2 protein-coding genes are annotated in these 1,461 nt (G+C 46.7%); both read left to right on the plus strand.

The features are described 5' to 3' along the window. Positions 1–41: 41 nt before the first annotated feature. On the plus strand, positions 42–401 hold the full coding sequence (locus DW103_RS17850) for a hypothetical protein (RefSeq protein ID WP_122278631.1): 360 nt from the start codon (positions 42–44) through the stop codon (positions 399–401). Positions 402–409: 8 nt separating this feature from the next. Next, positions 410–1,351, plus strand: a complete 942-nt coding sequence (locus DW103_RS17855; protein ID WP_255418476.1) for an IS3 family transposase — start codon at positions 410–412, stop codon at positions 1,349–1,351. Positions 1,352–1,461 lie beyond the last annotated feature (110 nt).

The raw sequence follows: 1,461 nt of genomic DNA on the forward strand, positions 1-1,461 counted from the left end.
TGTCTTTTTGTAAATAAGGTTGACTCCAAAAAGAGTCAATAATGAAAGAGAAGTATTATTATCAAGCGAAAGAGCGTATTTTGAGGAATCGTGAAATTTACCGTCTTCATGCGGTAGAAGGAATGAGATCCACAGCGATAGCTGAAAAAGTTGGAATAAGCCTAAGAGGAGTATACCGTGCATTCGCTATCTTTGAGCGTGAAAACCCGTTAGAAGTAGAAGCGATGAAGAAGCAAGGCAAATCGGTTACGCCGGAAGATTACCAAAAGTTACTCGAAGAGATATCCTCTCTCAAAAAGGATTTATCCCAAGAGCGCTTGCGGGCGGACTTTTACGAAGAAATGGTCGCCTTTGGCAAGGAAGTATACGGCATCGACCTAAAAAAAGCTGGCACCAAGTAGCACGTAGGCTGCACGACAGGGACAAGAAGCTTTACGGCATTGTCCCTATGTGTCGCCTACTTGGTGTAAGCAAGCAAGCCTACTACAAGCATGTGGACATGTTGATGTTAAAATTATCCCGGGAATCCTTTGTAATAGAATTTGTGAAAGAAGTCCGCCGCAAAGACCCCGGCATTGGGGGAAATAAGCTGTGGCTGATGTACCGGATGCGTTTCGGAGAGTCACACAGCGTAGGTTACAACCGCTTCTATGACATCATAGAGCGGTATGGCCTGAAAGTACGCAAACGTAAGCGTCGTGCCGCGACCACGGACTCCCGTCATGATCTCCCGCTTTATCCTAACTTGGTCAGAGATCTGATACCCAGCCGTCCCTGCCAGTTAATGGTCAGCGACATAACTTATATACCCCTTTGGCTCTCTCCCGAAACAGGTGAATATACCTTCTGTTACCTTTCGCTCGTTACGGATTATTATACGAAAGAAATCATCGGATATAGTGTGGGAGATGGCTTGGAAGCTGAGTATCCTCTGGAAGCTTTGGAAATGGCAATCGGCCATTATGAGGGCAAAGACCTTTCGAAACTGATCCATCACTCCGATCGTGGCGTACAATATGCCTGTTATGCCTATACGGCCCGTTTGAAGGATTGCAAGATACATATCAGCATGACGGAAAGCGGGAATCCCAAGGACAATGCTGTAGCCGAACGGGTGAACAACACCATAAAGAACGAATTGCTCAAAGGCATGGAGTTCTACCGGATCTCGGATGTAAAGGCTGCCGTCAAAGCTGCCGTGGAGTTCTATAATAATGAACGCCCTCACTGGAGCTTAGACGGTATGACGCCCTCACAGGCAGCGGGTTGCGAAGGAGAACTGAAGAAGAAATGGATCAGTTACCGTGAAATAGCCATAAAAAAGCAATGTGGGATACTCATGACCGGATAGGAGCTCTTCGGAGGCTTCGCGCCTCCGGCCGCATGGCAAACCACCGCGGTGGTTTTTTCATAATCTATTGGGGTAAATCTGTTATCTTGATTATTTTTGCAGCCAATCTG

Source organism: Parabacteroides sp. AM08-6 (assembly GCF_003473295.1).
Classification (GTDB): domain Bacteria; phylum Bacteroidota; class Bacteroidia; order Bacteroidales; family Tannerellaceae; genus Parabacteroides.

Coding starts and splice junctions, on each gene's coding strand:
- DW103_RS17850 (WP_122278631.1), top strand. CDS start 42: ATGAAAGAGAAGTATTATTATCAAGCGAAAGAGCGTATTTTGAGGAAT.